This is a genomic window from Collinsella sp. HCP28S3_E9 (assembly GCF_052065455.1).
GTDB lineage: Bacteria > Actinomycetota > Coriobacteriia > Coriobacteriales > Coriobacteriaceae > Collinsella.
Window position 1 is genome coordinate 58493 of the sequence record NZ_JBQHTZ010000001.1, and the last position, 15945, is coordinate 74437.

The window sequence follows — 15945 nt, forward strand, 5'->3', positions numbered from 1 at the left end:
TTTCCGTCGCGAAGCTTAACTGCTATTATGCGAAACCCCCTTGGGGATTGCAAGCGACGAAGCGGAATTGAAACGGGAAAATCGCTGCTTGCCGGTCGTGAGGTCAATAATCGTTGGCGAGCGGCTATACGAAAAGGGCCAGGATCTAAACCCCGGCCCTTCTGGCATGTCTATGGTTGCTGTCGCATGCAGCGGACAAACTAGAACGTCTGCTCGTAATCGCTGTGCTTTTTGGCCGAACGCACCAAAAATTCCTGGTTGGTATTAGTGCCCTTAAGGCCCTTGATAAACGACGCTGCCGCGCGCTCGGTATTGTTCATGCCGGCGAGGATGCGGCGCAGGCCAAAGACAAACGGACGCATTTGCTCGTCGACCAGCAGGTCCTCGTTGCGCGTGCCCGAGGCAACGGGGTCGATGGCCGGGAAGATGCGGCGGTCGGCCAGATCGCGATCGAGCTTGAGCTCCATGTTGCCGGTGCCCTTGAACTCCTCAAAGATGACCTCGTCCATCTTGGAGCCGGTATCGATAAGGGCGGAAGCAAGGATGGTGAGTGAGCCGCCGTTTTCGATATTGCGGGCAGCACCCAGGAAGCGCTTGGGCGGATACAGGGCCGCCGAATCGACGCCGCCCGAAAGGATGCGGCCCGAGGCGGGCGCCGCCAGGTTGTACGCACGGGCAAGACGCGTGATGGAGTCGAGAACCACCACGACGTCGCCGCCCAGCTCCACGATGCGCTTGGCGCGCTCGATGACGAGCTCGGCCACGCGGGTATGGTTGTCGGCGGGCATATCGAAGGTGGAGGCCACGACCTCGCCCTCAATGGAGCGCTGCATATCGGTGACCTCTTCGGGGCGCTCGTCGACGAGCAGGCAGATGAGGTGCACCTCGGGGTTGTTGATCGAGATAGACTGGCAGATCTTCTTGAGAATCGTAGTCTTACCGGCCTTGGGCGGTGACACGATCAGGCCACGCTGGCCCTTGCCGATCGGCGACACGATATCGATGGCGCGACCGGTAATGGAATCCTTGCCATGCTCCAAGCGCAGCGGCTCATTGGGGTAGACCGGCGTGAGATCGCCGAACTTGGGGCGGTTACGGGCCTGCTCAGGATCAAGACCGTTGACGGTCGTAATTTTGGCGAGACCGGCACGCTTGTCGCCGCCGCGCGAGGGACGAAGCGAACCCTCGATCACGTCGCCCGTGCGCAGACGCGCGGAGCGGATGAGGTAGGCGGGCACGAAGGCGTCGTCATTGGACTTCATGTAGCCGTGGGCATGGATGATGCCGGAGCTGTCCGGGCGAATCTGCAGGATGCCCTTAATATCGCGGAAGCCCTCGGCCTTCGCGGCTGTGGTGTAGATCTCTTCGACGAGCTCGGCCTTCTTCTTGCCGGTCGTCTCGATCTCGAACTCCTTGGCCTTCTCGCGCAGCTCGGCGACCTTCATGGCCGCGAGCTCCTCGCGCGAAAGCGTGGGCTCAGTCGGAGCAGCATTGCGCTCCTTATTGCGCTGTTTGCGGTCGCGCTGACGGGTGCGGCGGTCGTTGTTACGATCATCCTTGCGCTCGCTGCGCTCATCGTTACGCTTGTGCTGACGGCGGTTGGGGCGGGAGCCCTCTTCGGCCTCAGCGCTCTCGACGGCAGGCGTCGTGGGCGCATCGGCGGTCGCCGGGGTCTCGCCGTCCGACTTAGCGTCGGACTCGGGCTGTTGCTCAGCATCCCCCTGCTGTTCGGCAGACTTGGTCTTGGAAGATTTCTTGCGCGTGCGCTTGGGCTTCTCGCCTGCCGACCGATCGGCGCCCTCCGTCTCGGGAGTCGTGTCGACACTCGCCTCGGTAGACTCAGCTACCGCAGATTCGGCGCCGGACTTCGCCTCTGCCTTAGCTGGGCGTTTGGCTGCGGTGTGACGGCTGCGCCCGGGACGAACGTCGGCAGGCTCGGCAGCGGCAGAAACAGCGACCTCAGGAACATCAGCACCCTCGGCCGAAACCACGGCAGCCGTTGTAGGCTCGACGAACGCCGGGGCATCTTGGACAGAAGCCGCGGCAGCGGCCGCCTTCTCCGCCTCGACAAATGCCTTGGGCTTGCGGCCGCGGCGATGCGGGCGCAAAGCAGGATCGACGACAAATGCACCGCCGGCCTCGGCAGGCACGACAGACTCAGCAGAGGAAGCGTCCTCCCCCGCCGCAGAGCGAACCGGGGTCTCGGCGGCATCGAACGAAACCTGCTCGGCAGCCTGCTGGACCTTGGCCGCCGTGCGACGGCGCGTGCGTGGAGCCGGCTTTTCTGCTACCTGCTCGGGAGCCGGAGCCGAAGGCGCCTCGGGGGCGGACGGAGCCGCGAGTTCGGTCAGAGCCGCGGCATCGCGCTCGGCGGCACGACGGCGAGCACGAACAACCTGGGCTTCGCTGATCTGCGCAAGCGCGCGGGCCTGCGCAACCTCATCTGAAAGCGGCGCCGAAACCTCGGCGGCAACCGGACGCTTGGCACGCGTCGTGCGCGTGGTGCGGCGTTTGGGCTTTGCAGCCTCATCGCCATCCGCAGCGGGCTTGGCCACACGACGCGTGCGCTTGGGCTTCACGGGCGCAGCCTCCTCCCCGGTAGCAGGTGCGACGGGAACAGGGTTCTCACTCAAAGCCGAGGCAGCGTTCTGGTGTGTCTCGGGGACCGACGCCTGCGACGGTACGGGTTTCGCGATCTGGTCCGACGAAACCGGTGCAGCGGGAGTGGTTTGTGCCGTGCTTATTTCATTTTCTTGCTGTTGATCAGACACAGTGTTTGCTCAACTTTCTTTTAAAGCCCTGTGATCACATGCTCCCTGCATAAACCTTCAGGGCGGCTAAACAGTCTAGCTCCGTTCAAAACACAACGGGCATCATTGATCTGTATCGAGATGATTACGTCAAATACGCAGCGTTAGTGTAACACAACCACTGTCACCTGCAACTTAGTCATTGGACGTTCTTATACAACTGGTCAAAAGGGACACTCTCCCTCAAAAGCGCTTCCTCTGTCGCACCAGAGGAGTGAAGCCGTGGCATACGGAATAGCCGCGCCACGAAACGCGCCTATCTACTACGTTTGACCCGCGACCCCTGACCATCCCCTCGATCTTCCTAAAATCGCAAGCCCGCTACCTGCGGTTTTAATATCGTACTTTTCGGCATGGTTCGGGGTATGCGACTAAACGTAGTAGATAAGCCCGATTCGTGGCGGACGGTTTCGCACCGCTCTCCCACCGGACAAAAATGATCCGTTTTCCTCCGTCCCCAAGGGGTCGTTTTCAAAACATTCGCGGATTACGGTGCAAGAACGGCGTAAGCCAACCATACCCTGCATTTTTAATATTCGGCAAGCCGTCTACCTGCGATTTTATTTTCGCTGCTGTTGCTATGGTCGCCAGGCAGCGATTCAGCCCCGTAAACCGGTATAGTTGCGTTTTTGTAGCATTTTTCAACACGCCAAAAAGCCCCGCCAAACGCAAAAAGCCCGACCTCCGCATGGAGATCGGGCTTATAGGGCTCAGCAAAGCCAAACCTACACGGTTAAACGACCCGTAGATTACATCTGCTCGGGTGCAGAAACGCCAACCAGAGTGAGCACCAGGGCGAGCGTCACGCGGACGGCGTCGCAAGCGGCCAGACGGGCGCGCGAAAGCTCGGGGTCGACGGGACGGCCCTCGCTCGGAAGCACCTGGCAGGCAGCGTAGAAGCTGTGGAAGTCGCCGGCGAGCTCCTCGGCAAAGTGCGTCAGACGGAACGGGGCGCGGTCGCGAGCGCAGCTGGCGATGAGGTCGGTGAGCTCGTTGAGCTTACGCGAAAGGGCAAGCTCGGTGGGGTCGGTCAGCAGCGAGTAGTTGACGTTCTCGCCGATGGCCTTGGCGGCGACGGCCTTCATGCCCATCTCGTCAGCCTGCTCGGGCGTAACGTCAGCGGCACGGCGCAGAATGGAGCACACACGAGCGTGAGCGTACTGCACGTAGTAGACCGGGTTGGAGTTATCACGCTTCTTAACGGCCTCGATATCGAAGTCGACCATCTGGTTGGAGCTCTTGGAGATGAGCGTGTAACGGGCGGCGTCGGAACCGACCTCGTCAACAAGCTCCTGCAGGGTCACCATGGTGCCCTTGCGCTTGGACATACGGACGGGCTTGCCGTTGCGCAGCAGGTTGACGAGCTGGCCCAGCAGAACCTCGAACTTGCCGGGATAGCCAAGAGCGTCGCAGACACAGCGGACGCGGTCGATGTAGCCATGGTGGTCGGCGCCCCAGATGTCGATGACGTGGTCGACGCGCTGGAACTTGTCCCAGTGATAGGCAACGTCGGAGGCGAAGTAGGTGTACTCGCCGTCGGACTTGATCAGGACGCGGTCCTTGTCGTCACCCAGGTCGGTGGAGCGGAACCACAGAGCGCCGTCCTTGGTGTAGAGGTAGCCCATCTTGTCGAGCTTCTCGAAAGCGCGGTCGACGGCGGAGGTGCCGGCGGTCTCGCCCTCGGTGTCCTTCACGTACAGCGAGCGCTCGGAGAACCAACGATCGAAGTCGCAGTTGACGGCATGGCAGAGGTCGCGCATGTTGTCGACCATCTTTACGTAGCCGCGCTCGCGGAAGCTCTCCATGCGCTCCTGCGGATCGGCGTCGACCCACTTGTCACCGTCGGTGCGCCAGAACTCGGCGGCCTCGTCGATGATGTAGTCGCCGCCGTAGGAATCCTTGCCCAGAGTCTCGGCAAAGTTGTCCTGATACGGATGGGTCTCGGGATGCTCGTCGTTCTCATCTGCAACAAAGGCATCGCGGTCGGCAATCAGCAGCTTGTGAGCCGCGTCGATATCCACGTCCTGCTTGGCGATGATGTCGGCAAGCTGCATATAGCGCGTGCTGATGGAGTTGCCGAAGGTGTTCATCTGAGAGCCGTGGTCGTTGATATAGAACTCACGCTGGATATCGTAACCGGCATGGTCCATAACGCGGCAGAGGGAGTCGCCCAGAGCGGCCCAACGGCCATGGCCAATATGCATGGGGCCGACGGGGTTGGCGGAGACAAACTCGACCTGGGTCTTCAGGCCGCCGCCGACGTTGGACTTAGCGAAGTCCATGCCCTTCTCGCGAGCCTCGCCGAAGATAGCGTTCTTGACGGCGACGGAGAGGTAGAAGTTGATGAAGCCAGGGCCGGCGATCTCGACCTTCTCGATCGCGGGATCCTCGGGCATATGGGCAACGACGGCCTCGGCGATCTTGCGCGGGGCGCAGTGAGCCAGCTTGGCGGACTTCAGGGCCATGGTGGAGGTCCACTCGCCATGAGAAGTGTCAGCCGGTCGCTCGATAGCGCAATCGTCAAGTTCAAATGCGGAAAGGTCGCCGGCCTCCTGGGCCGCAGCAAGCGCAGCGCGTACCAGCTCTTCAATCTTCTCGGGCATAGATCCTCCTTGTGTTAAAGCCCCCGAGCTCTTGGTCACTCGTAGGGCAAAAGCCAGAGTTTGCAGCACTCTATCACAAGCGGTAACTACTGTCGCAGGGTAAAGTCAATCGATATTGCATATGCACATAATTGACCACAGTTGTCGCAAGGCCATTCAAAGATGGCGGTCTGCCTGCTGGTTGTGCACCCGCCGAAAATGCATAAACATCTGCATGGGCAGCTCAGAATATCGAATACTCTTACCTATCGGATTTGTGTGCTTTTCCTGCATAAAGTAAGGGTTTGCGCACGTCAGCGTGGTATTCTAGACATACGTAAATTCGTATAAGTTGGAGGTAGCATGTTCTCAATCGGTCAACACGTCATTCATCCGGGTCAGGGAGTCTGCACCGTCGTCGGTTTTAGGGAAGACACACCGCAGCCCATGCTGTTGCTCGAGACCAAGCAGGGACATGCGCAGACGATCCTCATGTACCCCGTGGCGCAGGCCGACCGTCTACATGCCGCCATCTCCCAGCAAGATGCCGAGCACCTACTGAGCCATTACGACGAGCTGGAGTGCGACACCTTTACCGAGCGCAACAGCTCGCTCGAGGAGACGCACTTTAAGCAGCAGCTCAAGCTGGGTGCGCCCGAGACGGTCCGCGTGGCAAAAACAATGATGCACCGTATTCGCCAGGCCGAGGAAGCAGATAAAAAGCCCAGCTCCTACTACATGCGCGTACTCAAGGAAGCCAAGCGCCGCTCCATCGAGGAGATTGCCGTGGCCTTGGGCGTCACCGAGGAAGACGCCGAAGCCCGCCTATCCCAAGCCGCCCTCAACTAACCTGCCAAAAAGGGACAGGTTTATTTTGGCAGGTTTTATCTGGCCAAACGTCAACAAACAATTGGTAAACGGCCGGGTGCTCCGTTTTGTTTGTAAGCCCCGGCCATTTTTCTATCGCCGCGAAAATGCGTGAAGCCCATTTGTGATGACATCACGCGAGGGCCGTCCAGATCGACGCAACCAACGCCCGTATCCGCAACAAGCGTGCCCGTCTTGCTCAATTACCATTAAAAAGCATCAATTTGAAAACGCAATAACATTTCGGCAGGTAGCAGCTATAGTCGGTGAACTGAATCTCGACAACCGAAGCCCCCGAATAAGGTATCTTCAGCCCATCCAAGCTAAAGGAGGGGCCATGCCGAGAAAACCTCGTTCAAAGTCACCAACCGGTTATTTCCACGTCACGTTGCGTGGAAACGGAGGGCAATTGCTGTTTGACGATACCGAGGACCGAATCGCCATGCTTCAGATCCTCGATGCAATCCTCCCCAAACACAATATCGAGCTTATCGCTTGGTGCCTTATGGGAAACCATATTCATCTGCTCATCGACGACCCGGACGACCGCAAAAGCGACGCGATGCACGCGGTAGCCGTATCGTATGCGGGCAGGTACAATGCGCGGACGGAGCATGTCGGCCACGTGTTTCAGGAGCGGTTTTGGGATTCGCCCATTAAGTCGGAAGCATATTTACTTGAGGCAATTCGATACATTCATCTGAATCCACAAAAAGCAGGACTGGCGGCATACGACGAATATCCCTGGAGCAGCCATCGCGAGTATCTAATGAGTGCCAGGTCACGGCCGCATGTCACCGGCAGCGTTGTCGGTGTTTTATTCCCAACACCTCGCTCATACCTTCAACTCATGGAAAGTGCGCCGTCGCTTCCCTATCGCCCCAGCGCAACAGCCAAGGTTCGCGAGGAAGATCTATGCGAATTTGGCACGGCAATCGTGCAGAGTGTCGCAGGATGCGCTCCGACGGAACTCAAATCTGTCTCCAAGCCACTTCGCAATGAGGCGATTCTCGCGCTTCGAAAACAAGGGCTAACCGTTAAGCAGGTTCAGCTGCTGACAGGACTCGGAACATGGATTATCAAGAACGCGTCCTAGCGTCGCGTTTGCCGAGTTACGGGTACGGCGAAGCGCAGCTGCCTGCCGCGAGGCGCCGCCATTCGCAAGCGCCACCATGTTAAACAGAAAACGCTTCCGCTGAATAACGTCCAACGGAAGCGTCTTCCCAGATAAAACCTGCCAAAATAAACCTGTCCCTTTTTGGCAGGTTAGGCCTGGAAGGTGTCGCGGTCGGGCGCGAAGGACTGCATGGCCGCGATGGTGCGGTCGAAAAGCTCGGGGAGCTCCCAGCCCAGCATCTCGGCGCCCTGCGTAATCACGTCGCGCGAGCAGCCGGCGGCAAAGCGCTTGTCCTTGAACTTCTTCTTGAGCGACTTGGTCGTAAAGTCCATGACGCTCTTGCTCGGACGCATGATCACGGCAGCCCCAATCAGGCCGGTAAGTTCGTCGCAGGCAAACAGGATCTTTTCCATCTGCAGCTCGGGCTTGGGCAGCGAGGTGTTGAAGTCCGAGGTATGCGTCTGGATGGCGCGGATGAGCTCGGGCGATGCGCCCTCGCCCTCGAGGATCTCGGCCGCATAGATGGTGTGGTTCACGGGGTCGTCCTCATGCTCCTCCCAATCCAAGTCGTGCAGCAGTCCGACGATGCCCCAAAACTCCTCGTTCTCGGGGTCGAACTCGCGCGCAAAGTAGCGCATGGTGCCCTCGACCGTCTCACCGTGGGTGATGTGAAACGGGTCCTTGTTGTGCTCGTTGAGCAATTCGAACGCACGGTCGCGGGTAATTCCGGCGGAAAGCGTCTGGGACATGGCAATACCTCCAGGTGAGTCGGTGCTAGGACACGGTGTCACTATCGTATATCGCCGCGGCTCAAGCCGAAAGGCAGAAAAGGCATACGGAGAAAAAAGCCGGGCGGACGCGTCGCCCGGCAAAACCGCAGATAAAACCTGCCAAAATAAACCTGTCCCTTTTTGGTAGGTTTAGGGGCGGACCTGGCCGGTGCCGCGAAGCTTGTATTTGTAGGTGGTGAGGGCCTCGGCGGCAAAGGGGCCGCGGGCGTGGAGCTTTTGGGTCGAGATGCCGATCTCGGCGCCCAGGCCAAACTCGCCGCCGTCGGTAAAGCGCGTGCTGGCGTTGGCATACACGGCCGAGGCATCGATCTCATCCAAGAAGCGCTCGCAAGCGTCCGCGTCCTCGGCGATGATGGCCTCGGAATGCATAGTGCCATAGCGGTTGATGTGCACGATGGCCTCGTCCTCGTTCGCCACGACCTTCACGCTCATCTCGAGCGCCAGGTACTCGCGGCCCCAGTCCTCCTCGGTCGCGGCCACGTAGTCGTCGCCCTCGGCAAGACCGGCGGCGGCGCATGCGGCACACATGGCCTCGTCGCCGTGAATCAGCACGCCGTGGTCGTGCAGCACGGCCACGACCGCCGGCAAAAACGAATCTGCCACGGCGCGGTCCACAAGCAGCGACTCGGCGGCGTTGCACACGCCCACGCGCTGGGTCTTAGCATTGACGATAATGTTGAGCGCCTTGTCAAAGTCGGCCGACTCATGCACGTAGATGTGGCAGTTGCCCGTGCCCGTCTCGATAACCGGCACAAGCGACTCGCGCACGCAGCGCTGGATCAGGCCCGCACCGCCACGCGGAATAAGCACGTCGACGATGCCGCGAAGCTTCATGAGCTCGCCGGTGGCCTCGCGATCGGTGGACTCGATCATCGAGATAGCCTCGCGCGGGAAACCCTTGGCCTCGAGCGCATCGGCCAGCAGTTCGGCAATCATGGCGCACGAGTGATAGGCCAGCGAACCGCCGCGCAGAATGCAGGCGTTGCCGGTGCGGATGCAGATGCCCGCGGCATCGGCCGTCACGTTGGGGCGCGCCTCATAGACCATGGCGACCAGGCCCAGCGGCACGCTCACGCGGGTGAGGTCCACACCACTTGCAAGTACACGGTGGTCGAGCACGCGGCCGACAGGGTCGGGCAGCTCAGCGAGCTTCTCCAGGCCGGCGGCCATGCCCTCGACGCGCTCGGGCGTCAGCAGCAGACGGTCGAGGAGCCCCGCCGAGGTCCCCGCATCGCGCGCAGCGGACATATCGAGCTCGTTGGCGGCGACGATGGAATCGACGCCATCGCGCAGAGCCGCGGCCATGGCGCGCACGGCCTCCTGGCGCTGCTCGTCGCTCGCCGTGGCAAGCGAGGCCGACGCTGCCTTGGCGGCAACGGCAAGATCGTGGACATACGTGGCTATATCGACCGACATGGGCGGCCCTTTCTCTTAGAAGTTTGCCAACCATGGTAGCCGATTTGTGCGCATCCTCGCTGGCGGCGGTAGAATTGGTCAACCCGAAACACCGCAACGAACGGAAGTACCGCATGGCCCTCATCACTTCGTACCACGTCCCCGGCCTCTATGTCGAGGACCACAGCACCGACGTCCCCTTGGATTGGCGCGGCCTGGAGCCAATGCTTTTGGCCTTCGGCAGTACCATGCGCCGCGGCGCCATGCCGGCGCCCATCGCCGGCGCACCCGAGAGCATCAAGCTTTTCTACCGCGTGGTTTGCGCTCCCGACCGTATCAACGACGACCTGCCACTCCTCCTCTTTTTGCAGGGCGGCCCCGGCGGCGAGAGCCCGCGTCCGCTGTCGCCCACAAGCGACGGCTGGATCGAGGAGGCCGTCAAGCACTTCCGCGTCGTCCTGCCCGACCAGCGCGGTACCGGGCGCAGCAGCTGTGTAGACGGGCGCACGATTGCCGCACTGGGCGAGCGCGCCGAGGCGGCAGGCTCCGATGCGGCCCGCTCGCAGGCGGATTTTCTCAAGCGCCACCTCGCCAGCTCCATCGTGCGCGACTTTGAGTACCTGCGCCTGGTAGGCTTTGGCGGCAAGCCCTGGGTCACACTCGGCCAGAGCTACGGCGGCTTTTTGACGTTGAGCTATCTGTCGCTCTTCCCCGAGGGCGTGGCGGCGAGCTTTACCTGCGGCGGCATTCCGCACGTACCGGCGAGTGCCAGCGAGGTCTACGCGCACACCTTCCCGCGTATGGCGGCCAAGACTCAGCAGTATTACGACCGCTACCCCACCGACGTCGAGCGCGTGGCGGCCCTGGCAGATGCCCTCGAGGAGCAAAAGCCCGCGCTGCCCGACGGCTCGCCGATGACGGTCGAGCGCCTGCAGCTCATGGGCAGCGACTTTGGCATGAAGCCGAGCTTTGAGCGCATGCACTGGATTATCGACCATGCTTTTGTTGACGGCGACGGCACGTTGAGCTGCGGATCCTCGGTATCAGAAAGCTTTTTGATGCGCGCCTTCGAGCGCACCAACACGCGCACGAATCCGCTGTACTGGACGCTGCAGGAATTCATCTACGCCGATGGCGACACGATGCCCATTGGCTGGGCAGCCGCCGAGGAAAAGGCCCATCGTGCCGAGTTCGACACCCTCGCGCGCCCACTCATGTTTACCGGCGAGGCCATGTTCCCGTGGATGTTTGAGCAGATGCCCGAGCTCAAGCCCTTCAAGCCCGCCATGGACCTGCTGATGGAAGACACCAGCTGGGACAAGATCTACGACCCGCAGCGCCTGGCCTGCAACGAGGTGCCGCTCCAAGCCGCGGTATATTTCGACGACATGTACGTGGATTCGGGCCTGCAGCTCGACACGCTCAGCCGCGTGGGCAACTCACACGCCTGGGTGACCAACGAGTTCGAGCACGACGGCCTGCACGGCAGCGTGGTGTTCAAGCACCTCTTCGACGAGTCCCTCAACCGCGGAGACCTGCGTCAGATCTTCTAGCAAAGGAGTGTCCCCCATCAGCCGGCACAAAAGGAACGTCCCCAAGTGCCGGCACGAGAAAGACAGCGCTGCGGGAAACGATCCGCAGCGCTGTCTTTCTTTATGCAAAGACGATCAAGTTGTCTCGGTGGATCGCGGGCTTCTCGGCCAAGTCTGCCAGCAAGCGGTTGCCGGCAATCTGGTCCTGGCGGCGTCCGGCTGCAAGCTCCAGCACGTCCGAATCGGCCTCGGCGATACCGCGGGCGACAACCATGCCGCTCGGGTCGCACACGTCGAGCACATCGCCCTCGGCAAACGTGCCATCGACCTCGCGAATACCCACTGCAAGCAGGGAAGAACCGCGGCTGACCAGCGCTTTCGCGGCGCCGTCATCGACCGTCACCGAGCCATGCGCCTTGTCGCCCAGTGCAATCCACAGCTTGCGGGGCGCAATGTCCAGGCGCTCCGCCGGCGGATCGAACAGCGTACCCACGCTCTCGCCGCGGGCAAGGCGCACGAGCGCATCGGGCTCCTCGCCCGAGCAAATCACGCTCTGAATGCCCGCCGTCATCAGGATGCGGCTCGCGCGGATCTTGGTAATCATGCCGCCTGTGCCAACCGATGTGGAAGAATCGCCCGCCGAGGCGATAATCTTGGCATCGATCTTATGCACGACCGGAACGAACTCGGCCGTGGGGTCCTCGTGCGGATTGGCGGTATAGAGGCCATCGATGTCCGAGAGCGTCACGCACAGGTCGGCAGAAACCAGGCAGCCCACAAGCGCCGCCAGCGTGTCGTTGTCGCCAAACTTGATCTCGTCGACGGTAACGGTGTCGTTCTCGTTGACGACCGGCACCACGCCCAGTTCCACCAGACGCAGCAGCGCGTCGCGCGCGTGCAGATAGGACGTGCGACGGGCCGTGTCGTGACGCGTGAGCAGCACGAGCGAGGTGAGCAGGTCGCGCGCATGGAACTCCTCGTCGTAGGCCGACGAGATGATGCACTGACCGGCCGAGGCGCAGGCCTGCAGGCTCGGCAGGTCACCGACCGGCTTGCGGTCAAAGCCCAGCACGGGATAGCCACAGGCAATGGCGCCCGAACTCACCACGACCAGACGCCAGCCGAGCTTGCGCAGGGCAGCAGCCTGACCGGCGAGCCCGCCGATAAAGGCGCGGTTGACCTTGCCATCGGCGCCCACCACCGTGGACGAACCGATCTTTACCACCATCGTTTTATAAGAAGTCGTCATACGTCAAACCAATCAACTGTTGAGGGTTCGGGCGAGCTGACGGCCGAGGGAACGTAATTCCACCCTACACCCAACAAAATTAGCGAGCCCAGGGGAAGGCAGAAGCCGCGGCCATATTCTTGCGCACGAGCTCGTCACGCACCTGCGCCAGGCCCTGCTCCATGCCCACCACATAGGTCTGCGGGTACAGGAAGCGCTTGTAGACCGGATCCAGATGGTCCAGCGCCCAAGCGCAACGCTCGCGTGCGGCCTCGATGCTCTCGCGCGGGGCAACAGCACTACCGTCTCGCACGATCGGCGCCAGCAGCTCGCGATACTCAAGCTCGGACACGTCGGTCACTAGAGCGGCATCGTTCACGGCCACGAGGGTATTGCCGCGCGCGGCGCCCTCCCCCGCCAGATGGTCCTCGTCATAGATCATGTCGCAGACCGGGCCGCCAAAGCCGTCGTAATAGCGGCGCACGCGCTGCACGCCCGGAATCGTGCGCTTGTAGGGCTGCTCGGAGAGCTTGACCACCGGCGTCCACGGGTCCGCCTCGCTCGCACGGCGGGCGGAAAGCTTGTAAACGCCGCCCAGCGCCGGTTGGTCGTAGCAGGTCGCGAGCTTGGTGCCCACGCCAAAGCTATCGATGGGCGCGCCCTGGTCGAGCAGCGACTGAATCGTGTATTCATCCAGATCGTTGGAAACCGAGATCCCCACATAGGGCAGGCCCTCGGCATCGAAACGGCCGCGGACATACTTGGACAGCTTGGCGAGGTCGCCGGAATCGATGCGAATGGCCGACAGACGCTCGCCCACCGCCTCCATCTCCTTGGCAACCGTAATGGCATGCTCGCAGCCCTCGCGCACATCATAAGTGTCGATGAGCAGCGTGCAGTTCTTGGGGCTCGACTTGGCAAAGGCACGGAAAGCCTCGAGCTCGGAATCGAAGCTCATCACCCAGCTGTGCGCATGCGTGCCAAAGACGGGAATACCGTAGCGGCGACCGGCGAGCACATTGGACGTAGAGGAACAGCCGGCAACGTAGCTCGCGCGCGCGACGGCCAGACCGCCATCGGGACCCTGGGCGCGGCGCAGGCCAAACTCGGCCACAGGACGGCCGTCCGCCGCCAGCACCACGCGCGCCGTCTTGGTGGCGACAAGCGTCTGGAAGCCGACGATGTTGAGCAGCGCCGTCTCGAGCAGCTGGCACTCCAGCGCGGGGCCGGTGACGCGCACCATGGGCTCGCGCGGAAAGACGAGCTCGCCCTCGGGGACGGCGTCGATGTTTACATGCGCACGAAAATCGCGCAGGTAGTCGAGGAATTCGGGCTTAAACATCGCGCCGCCGGCCGGGGCCTGGAGCGATGCGAGGTAGTCGATGTCCTCGGGCGTAAAGCGCAGGTTCTCGACCAGCTCGGGCAGCTCGGCGGTGCCGCACATGACGGCATAGGCGCTGCCAAACGGATGGTCACGGTAAAACGCGGTAAAACAGCCCTGCTCATTGGCCTTGCCGCTCTCCCACAGGCCCTGGGCCATAGTGAGCTCGTACAGATCGGTGAGCATTGCGATGTCGGTGGGATGCGAGATGTCGGTCAAAGCCATGGGGCGACCTTTCGGATGCGTTGTGCAGAGGTTGAGGGTTGGACGAGAGCAGAGCATGCGGACATGACGCCCGATGCAAATCGGTTAGAGCAGGCCCATGCTGGTCATGATCGTGTAGCCCATAAAGACGACAAACGCGACCAAGGCGAGCGCGATGATGATCTTTTGAGCCGGGGCCATACCGGGGATCTCGCCCTCGGCCGTGGGCTCCTTGGAAGTGACCATGCGCTGGGCAAACGTCATCTCATCACGGCTCGGCTTGGGCTCGGCGGGCTTGGGGCGGGCGGCTTTCTTAGGCTGAGGCTTGGGTGCAGCAGGCGCAGGCTTCGCAGCGGCGGGCCTGGGCGCGGGCGCGGGCTTGCGCTCGGATGCGGCGCTCGCGGCAGCCTCCTCGGCCTTCGCATGCTCGGCACGCAGGGCGGCCAGCTCCTCACGCTCGCGACGGGCCTCTTCCTGGGCCTCGCGGCGGGCCTTCTCGGCGCGGAGCTCTTCCAACTCGGCGCGCTCCTCGTCGGACAATGGTTGGGAATCAAGCTCGGCCATAGTGCAGCCCTTTCTTTTTAAAAAAAGCCGCCGACACAATGTCGACGGCTTATCAAATCCAAGGGTGGAGACGAAGGGAGTCGAACCCTCGGCCTCTGCCATGCGACGGCAGCGCTCTCCCAACTGAGCTACGTCCCCAGGACAAGTTGATATTTTACCTACGGCTCGCCAACTGTCAACGCCCAATACCCAGTCTTTTTGGGACGGGGCTTTTTTGACTACTTTTCGGATGGTAGCTCGACCCCCACCGGGAGCAGTCTTTTTGGGACGGGGCTTTTTTAGCTACCCAGGCAGATAGCGAAAACGATTTGGACGATTAACGGCAGGGGCAGCTAAAATAGCCCCGTCCCAAAAAGACTGCTCAAAAGAGCTACTTTGCGCTGGTGAGGACGCCAGTGGTGTCGAACGCCGGGGTAAAGCTCTCGTCTACCGCGCCGCCCTCTTGCCAGAACATCGTCGTAAAGCCCAGGTCGTCGGCATGGTCGAGCACCCGCTCGTACTCCTCGCGCGTCACAGCTCGCGCCAAGTCGCCGCCCTGCTCGCGCATGAGCGCGTTGGGCGTGTACTGGTTCATGACCGAGATCGGCACATCACCCACCGTCTGCCACACCAGGTCTAGCACGCGACACGAATCGTCCGCATGTCCCGGCAGAACCAAATGACGCACGATCATGCCGCGCTTCATGAGCCCGTCCTCGTCCACCAGCTCTCCCCCACGGCGCTCAATCTCGCGCACCATTTGCGCCAAACCCGACACGGCCACACGCGGGTAGTCCCGAATATGAGAGAGCGACTGCGCAAGCCTCGCATCGGCATATTTAAAGTCGGTTAGCCACACATCGACCAGATCGCCGAGCGCCGCCACGGCACCCGCGCGCTCATAACCGCTTGTGTTGTAGACGATTGGAACAACCAGCCCGCGCGCCCGTGCCGCGGCAATCGCAGCCGGCAGCAGGTGCGCGTAGTGCGTCGCCGTCACCAAGTTAATATTGTTTGCACCCTGGTCCTGCAGCTCCAACATAATCTCGACCAGGCGCTCGGGCGAAATTTCAAGCCCAAAATTGCCCGTCGAGATCTCGTGGTTCTGGCAATAGACGCATTTGAGCGAGCAGCCGCTAAAGAAAATCGTGCCCGAACCGGCCTCGCCCGAGATAGGCGGCTCCTCCCACATATGAAGCGCCGCACGGGCCACCTTGAGCGTGTCGTTAGCACCGCATACGCCGCGCGCACCCTCATCGCGCGCCGCGCCGCAACGGCGCGGACACAAATGGCAGGCGGGCGAAAAAAGTTCGGTCAACGACGTCGGCATAAAAACATGCTCCAAAACAACGATTCAGCAGGTCAAACGCAAAAGGACCAACCGCGCAGACGGCTCGAGCCCAAGGCGCCGTAATCGTCCGACACGATTTTTGTAATGTCAAGACTGGAATCGATAAAGTGCAGCTTTATGATGTAGGTATTCCGCCCCCCGCGG

General features: G+C 61.5%; 11 protein-coding genes and 1 tRNA gene. 3 read left to right on the top strand and 9 right to left on the bottom strand.

What is annotated here, in order from left to right; translation table 11 throughout:
- Positions 1 to 200: 200 nt before the first annotated feature.
- Both rho and argS read right to left on the bottom strand, forming a co-directional pair.
- The gene (gene rho, locus ACTNA2_RS00380) at positions 201 to 2579 is read right to left on the bottom strand and encodes a transcription termination factor Rho (RefSeq protein ID WP_441048210.1); all 2379 of its coding nucleotides are present in this window, start codon (positions 2577 to 2579) and stop codon (positions 201 to 203) included.
- Positions 2580 to 3559: 980 nt separating this feature from the next.
- Positions 3560 to 5413, bottom strand: coding sequence for an arginine--tRNA ligase (gene argS, locus ACTNA2_RS00385; RefSeq protein ID WP_441048211.1), 1854 nt, complete (start codon positions 5411 to 5413; stop codon positions 3560 to 3562).
- 342 nt (positions 5414 to 5755) lie between these two features.
- Between argS and ACTNA2_RS00390 the strand changes: the two genes are divergently transcribed.
- Both ACTNA2_RS00390 and ACTNA2_RS00395 read left to right on the top strand, forming a co-directional pair.
- Entirely contained in the window at positions 5756 to 6241 is a 486-nt protein-coding gene (locus ACTNA2_RS00390) for a CarD family transcriptional regulator (RefSeq protein WP_427727935.1), read from the top strand.
- Positions 6242 to 6596: 355 nt separating this feature from the next.
- On the top strand, positions 6597 to 7355 hold the full coding sequence (locus ACTNA2_RS00395) for a transposase (protein ID WP_441048212.1): 759 nt from the start codon (positions 6597 to 6599) through the stop codon (positions 7353 to 7355).
- Between the two features lie 170 nt (positions 7356 to 7525).
- On the opposite strand, the gene ACTNA2_RS00400 is transcribed toward ACTNA2_RS00395, so the two are convergent.
- Positions 7526 to 8125: an HD domain-containing protein gene (locus ACTNA2_RS00400; protein WP_427747469.1), complete on the bottom strand. Its 600-nt coding sequence runs from the start codon at positions 8123 to 8125 to the stop codon at positions 7526 to 7528.
- Positions 8126 to 8296: 171 nt separating this feature from the next.
- Positions 8297 to 9583 (bottom strand): glutamate-5-semialdehyde dehydrogenase, encoded by a 1287-nt coding sequence (locus tag ACTNA2_RS00405; RefSeq protein WP_441048213.1) that lies wholly within the window; start codon positions 9581 to 9583, stop codon positions 8297 to 8299.
- Positions 9584 to 9696: 113 nt separating this feature from the next.
- Here ACTNA2_RS00405 and ACTNA2_RS00410 point away from each other — a divergent pair, with 113 nt between their 5' ends.
- On the top strand, positions 9697 to 11115 hold the full coding sequence (locus ACTNA2_RS00410; RefSeq protein ID WP_441048214.1) for an alpha/beta fold hydrolase: 1419 nt from the start codon (positions 9697 to 9699) through the stop codon (positions 11113 to 11115).
- Positions 11116 to 11215: 100 nt separating this feature from the next.
- Here the strand turns inward: ACTNA2_RS00410 and proB are convergent, their stop codons facing one another.
- From proB to ACTNA2_RS00435, 5 genes are all read right to left on the bottom strand, one after another.
- Complete coding sequence (proB, locus tag ACTNA2_RS00415; protein WP_441048215.1) at positions 11216 to 12343, bottom strand: glutamate 5-kinase; 1128 nt, start codon at positions 12341 to 12343, stop codon at positions 11216 to 11218.
- Between the two features lie 79 nt (positions 12344 to 12422).
- Positions 12423 to 13928, bottom strand: coding sequence for a nicotinate phosphoribosyltransferase (locus tag ACTNA2_RS00420; protein WP_427794587.1), 1506 nt, complete (start codon positions 13926 to 13928; stop codon positions 12423 to 12425).
- An 84-nt stretch (positions 13929 to 14012) separates the two neighbouring features.
- Positions 14013 to 14471, bottom strand: a complete 459-nt coding sequence (locus ACTNA2_RS00425; RefSeq protein ID WP_441048216.1) for a hypothetical protein — start codon at positions 14469 to 14471, stop codon at positions 14013 to 14015.
- A 65-nt stretch (positions 14472 to 14536) separates the two neighbouring features.
- Positions 14537 to 14609, bottom strand: a tRNA-Ala gene (locus tag ACTNA2_RS00430).
- A gap of 232 nt (positions 14610 to 14841) precedes the next feature.
- Entirely contained in the window at positions 14842 to 15780 is a 939-nt protein-coding gene (locus ACTNA2_RS00435) for a radical SAM protein (RefSeq protein WP_441048217.1), read from the bottom strand.
- Positions 15781 to 15945 lie beyond the last annotated feature (165 nt).